General features: G+C 70.1%; 9 protein-coding genes. 1 reads left to right on the plus strand and 8 read right to left on the minus strand.

Annotated elements, in window-relative coordinates; all coding sequences use genetic code 11:
• Positions 1-809: adenosylhomocysteinase (locus tag PKD06_RS17825; RefSeq protein WP_324382498.1), on the minus strand; the 809-nt coding region annotated here is incomplete at its 3' end.
• Between the two features lie 172 nt (positions 810-981).
• Between PKD06_RS17825 and bla the strand changes: the two genes are divergently transcribed.
• Positions 982-1839, plus strand: coding sequence for a class A beta-lactamase (gene bla, locus PKD06_RS17830; RefSeq protein ID WP_324382500.1), 858 nt, complete (start codon positions 982-984; stop codon positions 1837-1839).
• Positions 1840-1921: 82 nt separating this feature from the next.
• Here bla and PKD06_RS17835 read toward each other — a convergent pair whose 3' ends face one another.
• The 7 genes from PKD06_RS17835 to metK all read right to left on the minus strand — a co-directional run.
• Positions 1922-2347 (minus strand): organic hydroperoxide resistance protein, encoded by a 426-nt coding sequence (locus PKD06_RS17835; RefSeq protein WP_324382503.1) that lies wholly within the window; start codon positions 2345-2347, stop codon positions 1922-1924.
• 74 nt (positions 2348-2421) lie between these two features.
• Positions 2422-2766, minus strand: coding sequence for a tRNA-binding protein (locus tag PKD06_RS17840; protein ID WP_324382505.1), 345 nt, complete (start codon positions 2764-2766; stop codon positions 2422-2424).
• 31 nt (positions 2767-2797) lie between these two features.
• Positions 2798-3577 (minus strand): TetR/AcrR family transcriptional regulator, encoded by a 780-nt coding sequence (locus PKD06_RS17845; protein WP_324382507.1) that lies wholly within the window; start codon positions 3575-3577, stop codon positions 2798-2800.
• A 59-nt stretch (positions 3578-3636) separates the two neighbouring features.
• A complete protein-coding gene (proC, locus tag PKD06_RS17850; RefSeq protein ID WP_324382509.1) occupies positions 3637-4458 on the minus strand; it encodes a pyrroline-5-carboxylate reductase in 822 nt (273 codons plus the stop codon).
• Complete coding sequence (locus tag PKD06_RS17855; protein ID WP_324382511.1) at positions 4458-4958, minus strand: YbjN domain-containing protein; 501 nt, start codon at positions 4956-4958, stop codon at positions 4458-4460. The genes proC and PKD06_RS17855 overlap by 1 nt, the downstream gene beginning before the upstream one ends.
• 161 nt (positions 4959-5119) lie before the next feature.
• On the minus strand, positions 5120-5815 hold the full coding sequence (locus PKD06_RS17860; protein ID WP_324382513.1) for a tRNA (guanine(46)-N(7))-methyltransferase TrmB: 696 nt from the start codon (positions 5813-5815) through the stop codon (positions 5120-5122).
• 8 nt (positions 5816-5823) lie between these two features.
• Positions 5824-6659 (minus strand): methionine adenosyltransferase (gene metK, locus PKD06_RS17865; protein ID WP_324382515.1); only part of this gene is annotated, 836 nt, incomplete at its 5' end.

The raw sequence follows: 6659 nt of genomic DNA on the forward strand, positions 1-6659 counted from the left end.
ACCATCGCGACCTTGCCGGCCATCATGACGTCCGTGCCGCGGCGGATGCCGTCGACGAGCGACTCGCGGCAGCCGTAGAGGTTGTCGAACTTGGACTTCGTGACGGCGTCGTTGACGTTGATCGCGGGGAAGAGGAGCTTGCCCTCCTTCTCCATGATGTAGAGGCGGTGCACGCCCGTCGTCGTCTCCTCGGAGACGCCCTTGATGGACTTCGCGAGCTGCGCGAACCAGCCCTTGGGCTTCTCGCCCAGCGTCTTCCTGATGAGGGCGAAGAGGATTTCCTCCTCCTCGGAGCCGGGCCTGTCGAGGAAGGCGGTGTCGCCCTGCTCGGCGCGCAGGCCCAGATGCACGAAGAGCGTCGCGTCGCCGCCGTCGTCGAGGATCATGTTGGGCATGCCGCCGTCGCCCCACTCGAAGAGCTTGCGGGTGTAGTCCCAGTAATCCTTCAGCGACTCGCCCTTGATCGCGAAGACCGGGATGCCGGCGGCCGCGATGGCGGCGGCGGCATGGTCCTGGGTCGAGTAGATGTTGCAGGAGACCCAGCGGATATCGGCGCCGAGCGCCCTCAGCGTCTCGATGAGAACGCCCGTCTGGATGGTCATGTGCAGGGAGCCGGCGATGCGCGCGCCCTTGAGCGGCTGCGCCGGCCCGTATTCCTCGCGGCAGGCCATCAGGCCCGGCATCTCGGTCTCGGCGATGGAGAGTTCCTTGCGGCCCCATGCGGCCAAGCCGATATCGGCCACGATGTAATCGGTGAAGGCCGGGGCGGCCTCCCTGGCCGGGTCGGCCTTCCTCACTGCCTGCGACATTGAACGATCTGCCTTTCCGCTATCCGGGATGGCGCGCCCTATATCAGCGAGGCGCCGGGAAGGCAATCAACATATAAAGATGTCTTTATATCAATGGAAAGGTGCCACCCCGCACGCCGTGCGGGGCGGCAAGCCGGTATCGCCCGGCGGCTTTCACAGGAGGGAGGCCGATATGCTCACGCGTCGAGGCGTTTTCGCGGCCGCCGGCTGGGTCCTGGCCGGTCCGGCCGGAGCGACGGAACCGGCTGGGCCCTTCGCTGCGATCGAGCACGGGCTCGGAGGCCGCGTCGGGATCGCGGCGCTCGATACCGGGACCGGCCGCGGGGTCGGCTGGCGGGAGCGCGAGCGCTTTCCCCTGTGCAGCACGTTCAAGCTGATCGCGGCCGGGCTGATCCTGAGCCGCGTCGACCGGGGCGAGGAGAAGCTCGACCGGCACATGGCTTATGCGAAGTCCGACCTCGTCGCCCATTCGCCGGTGACGGAGCGCCATGCCGACGAGGGGATGAGCCTCGCCGAGATTTGCCGGGCGGCGATCACGCGCAGCGACAATACGGCCGCCAACCTCATGCTGGCGAGTTTCGGCGGCCCGCCGGCTCTGACGGAATTCGCCCGCCGGCTCGGCGACCAGGTCACCCGTCTCGACCGCACCGAGACGGCGCTCAACGAGGCACTGCCGGACGATCCGCGCGACACGACCGCCCCGGCGGCGATGCTCGGCCTGATGAAGGCGCTGCTCGTGGAGGATACTCTCTCCGCCGCCTCGCGGCGGCAACTCGGCGAATGGCTCCTCGCCAACGAGACAGGGGCGGCACGCATCAGGGCCGCCGCGCCGTCCGGCTGGGACGTGGGCGACAAGACCGGCACGGGCGAGCGCGGCGCGGCCGGTGACGTCGCGATCCTGCGCCCGCCCGGCCGCGCCCCGATCCTCCTGGCCGTCTATCTGCACGGATCGGAGAAGCCGATCGCAGACCTGAACGCGGCGATCGCCTCCTCCGCCGGCATCGCGCTGAAGGAGCTGGCCGCCGGCTGAGCCGGACAGCCGCCTCCCCCGTCGACGGCCCCGGGTTCCTGCTTCGCAGGCCCCGGGATGACGACGACTTTTCAGCAGCCTGTCAGACCAGCGTCAGGCCCACATTGACGTTGTTGCGGGTGGCGTTGGAATAGGGGCAGACTTGGTGGGCGGCCTCCATGAGGCGCGTGCCGGCCTCCCGATCCACGCCCGGAAGGCTGACCTTGAGATCGGCCGTGATGCCGTAGCCGCCTTCCGAGCGCGGCCCGAAGCCGATCTCGGCCGTGACGGTGGCGTCGGCCGGTACCTTGACGCCGACCTTGCCCGACACCGCCTTCATGGCGCCGAGGAAACAGGCCGAGTAGCCGGCCGCGAAAAGCTTCTCGGGATTGGCGCCCGGGCCGCCCGGGCCGCCCATCTCCTTCGGCACGACGAGGCGCACATCCACCGAGCCGTCATCCGAGCGCGCCGCGCCGTCGCGGCCTCCGGTCGCGGTGGCCTGGGTCTTGTAGATCACATCAACGGGCATCCGATCCTCCCTTCCCGATATTCTCGCCACGATAACGATTCTCCCCGCGATGAGAAGCGGGGCTCGGGAAAAGGTCAGAACATGCGCCCGCCGAGCGGAGCCTCGCGGGTCGGCGCCAGGAGGACGACCTCGCCCTCGGCATCCGGCACCCCGAGCGTCAGCACCTCCGACCTCACCGGGCCGATCTGGCGCGGCGGAAAGTTCACGACGCACAGGACCAGCCGTCCGGGCAGGTCCTCGAGGCTGTAGTGCCGGGTGATCTGGGCGGAGGATTTCTTCACGCCGATCTGCGGTCCGAGATCGATCGTCAGCTTGTAGGCGGGCTTCCTCGCCTCGGGAAAGGGCTCGGCCGAGACGATCCGGCCGAGGCGGATATCGACCTTCAGGAAATCCTCGAAGGCGATCTGGGGTGTCGTCATGCGTCTTCCTCGGAAGGGGAGCCGCGGCCCGTCAGATGGCGGCCGCGGGGTCTTCCCTCTCCGATTCGCGCGTGCGGCGCTCCTCCTCCTGCCGCGCGGCGCGGCGGCGCATGCGGTCGCGTCCGTCCATCAGCGCCTGGCCGAAGGCGCGGAAGGGGGCCGTCAGGCGCCGGACATCCTCGGCCCGCTCGAGGACGCGCTCTCCGCGGCCCAGCTCACGGTCGAGCCTGGCCATGGTCTTGGCCAGGGTGGGATCGTCGTCCTCGAACCAGGTCTGCATGACATTGGCCTCCGCGAGGACGAAGCCCTGGAGCTTGACGAAGCCGAGCGGCCCCTCGGTCGGCACGCCCGCCGCCGCCAGCATGTAGCGGGCGGAATTGAGCGCCATGCGGTTGAGGGCGGGGAGCGAGGCCACCTCGCCCCGCATCGCCCAGGCGATCCGGCGCAGGGCGTCCCGGTAGGGCGTCATCGCGTCGAGGCGGCGCATGATCACGTCGAAGATCCGCTCGCGGGCGGGCTCGCCGACGAGGTCCTCGGAGGTGCCCTCGATGACGATCTTGTCGATCATCCGCGTGAAGCCCTCCAGCATCGCGCCCTTGGAGGGGAACAGGTCGCGCATCTCCGAGAGCGAGATCCCGGCCTCGTGGGCGACGTCGGCGATCTCGATATCGCTCCAGGGGCGGTCGGAGGCGAGACGCATCAGCGCCTCGACGGCGAGGCGGCGCTTGTCCGGGGGGGCGCCGGCCGGCTTGCTCTTCGTGGGCGCGGCCTTGCGGCCGGCCGCCGGTTCGGGGGCCATCGGCTCCGACATCGGGGACTCCTTGCGTTCCGCCCAGCCTAAAGCCTTCGGGACGCGAGCGGAATGCCCATTCAGCCGGAGAGTTCCCCGGCGCGGCGCTTGGCCGCCGCCACGGCGCGGGTCAGGAGCGGCGTCAGGCCGTCCGGCCCCATGAGAACCTCCAGCGCCGCAGCCGTGGTGCCGCCCTTGGAGGTGACGTTCTCCCGCAGGGTGCCCGCGGCGAGATCGCTCTGCGCCAGGAGCGCACCGGCGCCGGTCACGGTGGCGCGGGCGAGGCGTCCGGCGAGGCCGGGCTCGAGGCCCGCGGCCTCGCCCGCCTTCGCCATCGCTTCGACGAGATGGAAGACATAGGCCGGCCCCGAGCCGGAAAGCGCCGTCACCGCATCGATCAGGGCCTCGTCCCCGACCCATTCGACGACCCCGTTGCAGGCGAGCAGCCGATCCGCCGTCGCCTTCTGGGCGTCGCTGGTCCCGGGGCTGGCATAGGCGCCGGTGGCGCCTTGCCCGATCGCAGCCGGCAGGTTCGGCATGGCGCGCACCACGGCCTGCGCCTCGGGTAACGCCCGCTTCAGGTCGGCGACCGTCTTGCCCGCAAGGATCGAGACCACCAGCGTCTGCGGGCCGGCATTGGCGCGAAGAGCCGCAGCGGCCTCGTCGAGCCCCTGCGGCTTGATCGCGAGCACGAGCACCTCGGGCAGCGCGGCACCCGCTTCTGCGCCGAGGCGGATGCGGCCCGCGCGCGCGAGCGCGGCCATGGCCTCGGAAGGCGCGGGATCCAGCACCCGCGCGGCCCCGTCCGGCAGGCCGGCGCCGAGCCAGCCCTCCAGCATGGCCCCGCCCATCTTCCCCGCCCCGGCGAGGACCAGGGAACGCGGCAGCTGCCCGTCCGACATCACGCCTCCCCTTCCGTCACGAAGAGCACCGCCTCAATCGCCTCGCGGGCGCTCTTGCCGGCCCAGAGCACGAACTGGAACGCCTGATAATATTGCTCGCAGGCGTCGATCGCCGCCTTGAGCATGATCTCGCATTGCCCGTCCGTCGGCTCGGCGCCCCCCGCCAGGAGCAGCGCGTGGCGAAACATCACCACGTTCTCGGAGGTCCAGAGGTCGAAATGGCCGACCCAGAGCTGCTCGTTGGCGAGCGAGATCAATTGCAGGATCTCCGGCCGCAGCCGCTCGGGCACCTTGAGGTCGAAGGCGCAGGCGACGTGCAGGGCCTCGAACTTGTCGATCCAGCTGAAGGCCACCTGATACTGCGCCCAGCGGCCCGCCACCTCCACCGACATCTCGTCGTGGTCGGCGCGGTCGAAGCTCCAGTCGCGGCGGGAGGCGAAGCGCTCGACGGTGTCGAGCGGATGCTCGGTGCGGGACAGGTCGATCATCGAATGAGACATGGAATCCGTGCAATGACGAGGAGGACGCGGGCTGGACGCACACCGACGCGGAAGACCGGCGGAGATACCCACGCTCCGAATCAGCCTTGTCCGGTTATAGCGCGCGTCGGGAATCCGGTTCAAAGCGCCCGATGATTCGTCCACAATCGCGTGTGGAAACGTCAGTCCCGCTCGAAGGTCAGGTAGGAGGCGCGGCGGCCCTCGCGGCGCGCCTTGGCCTCGTAGCGCGTGCCGGGCCAGCCCTCCCAGGGGTCGCGCCAATCGGAGGGACCCTGCGGGCGCCAGCTCCAGCCCCGCGCCCGCAGGACGCGGGCGAGGCCCCAGCCGGCATAGTCGTCGATATCGGTCGCGAAGCGCAGCGTGCCGCCGGGTGCGACGATGCGGGCGAGCGCGGCGAGGTTGTCGTCGGAGAGAAAGCGGCGCTTGCGCTGCCGGCGCTTCGGCCAGGGATCGGGGAAGAGCAGGTAGACCCGCTCGACCGAGGCCGCGGGCAGCGCGGCGACCAGCTCGGCCGCGTCGCGGTTCCAGAGGCGGATATTCGCGATGCCCTCGGCCTCGACGACGGCGAGGAGCTTCGCCATGCCGTTCACGAAGGGCTCGCAGCCGATGAAGCCGATGCGGGGATGGGCCCTCGCGGCGCAAAGCAGATGCTCGCCGCCGCCGAAGCCGATTTCCAGGTGGATCGCCTCGACCGGCCCGGGGAAGAGGCCGCGCGGATCGAGCCCGCGCGGAGGCTCGGGCAATTCGACGAGAAGGCGCGGCAGGAGGTCGCGGACGAGCCGCTCCTGGCCTGGCCGCAGGGCCTTTCCCTTGCGGCGCCCGAAGAAGGAGCCGGAGAGGGCCGGCTCCTCCGTCACGGCGCCGGTCAGCGCAGGGCCGATTTCAGCTCGTCGGCGAGGTCGGTCTTCTCCCAGGAGAAGCCGCCTTCGGCATCCGGCTCGCGGCCGAAATGGCCGTAGGCCGAGGTGCGGGCATAGATCGGCTTGTTCAGGTCGAGATGCGTGCGGATGCCGCGGGGCGAGAGATCCATGATCTCCATGAGCACCTGCTCGAGCTTGCCGGCATCGGCGTCGGCGCCGTGCAGGTCGGCATAGATCGACAGCGGCTTCGCCACGCCGATGGCGTAGGAGAGCTGGAGGGTGCAGCGATCGGCGATGCCGGCGGCGACCACGTTCTTGGCGAGGTAGCGTGCGGCATAGGCGGCGGAGCGGTCCACCTTGGTCGGGTCCTTGCCCGAGAAGGCGCCGCCGCCATGGGGCGCGGCCCCGCCATAGGTGTCGACGATGATCTTGCGCCCGGTGAGGCCGCAATCGCCGTCGGGGCCGCCGATCACGAACTTGCCGGTCGGATTGACGTGCCAGGCGGTCTCGGCCGAGATGAACCCCTCGGGCAGAGCCTTGCGGATATAGGGCTCGACGATCTCGCGCACGTCCTCCGAGGACAGCTCGGGATCCAGGTGCTGGGTCGAGAGCACGATCTGCGTGACGCCGACCGGCTCGCCGTTGCGGTAATGCACCGTGACCTGGCTCTTCGCGTCCGGCCCGAGCTTCGGCTCGCGTCCCGACTTCCTGGCCTCGGTCAGGAGGCGCAGGATGCGGTGCGAATAGAGGATGGGAGCCGGCATCAGCTCGGGCGTCTCGCGGCAGGCATAGCCGAACATGATGCCCTGGTCGCCCGCGCCCTCGTCCTTGTTGCCGGCGG

Origin of the sequence: Enterovirga sp. (assembly GCF_035325185.1) — a bacterium.
In the GTDB taxonomy this organism is placed as follows: Bacteria; Pseudomonadota; Alphaproteobacteria; order Rhizobiales; family Beijerinckiaceae; genus Enterovirga.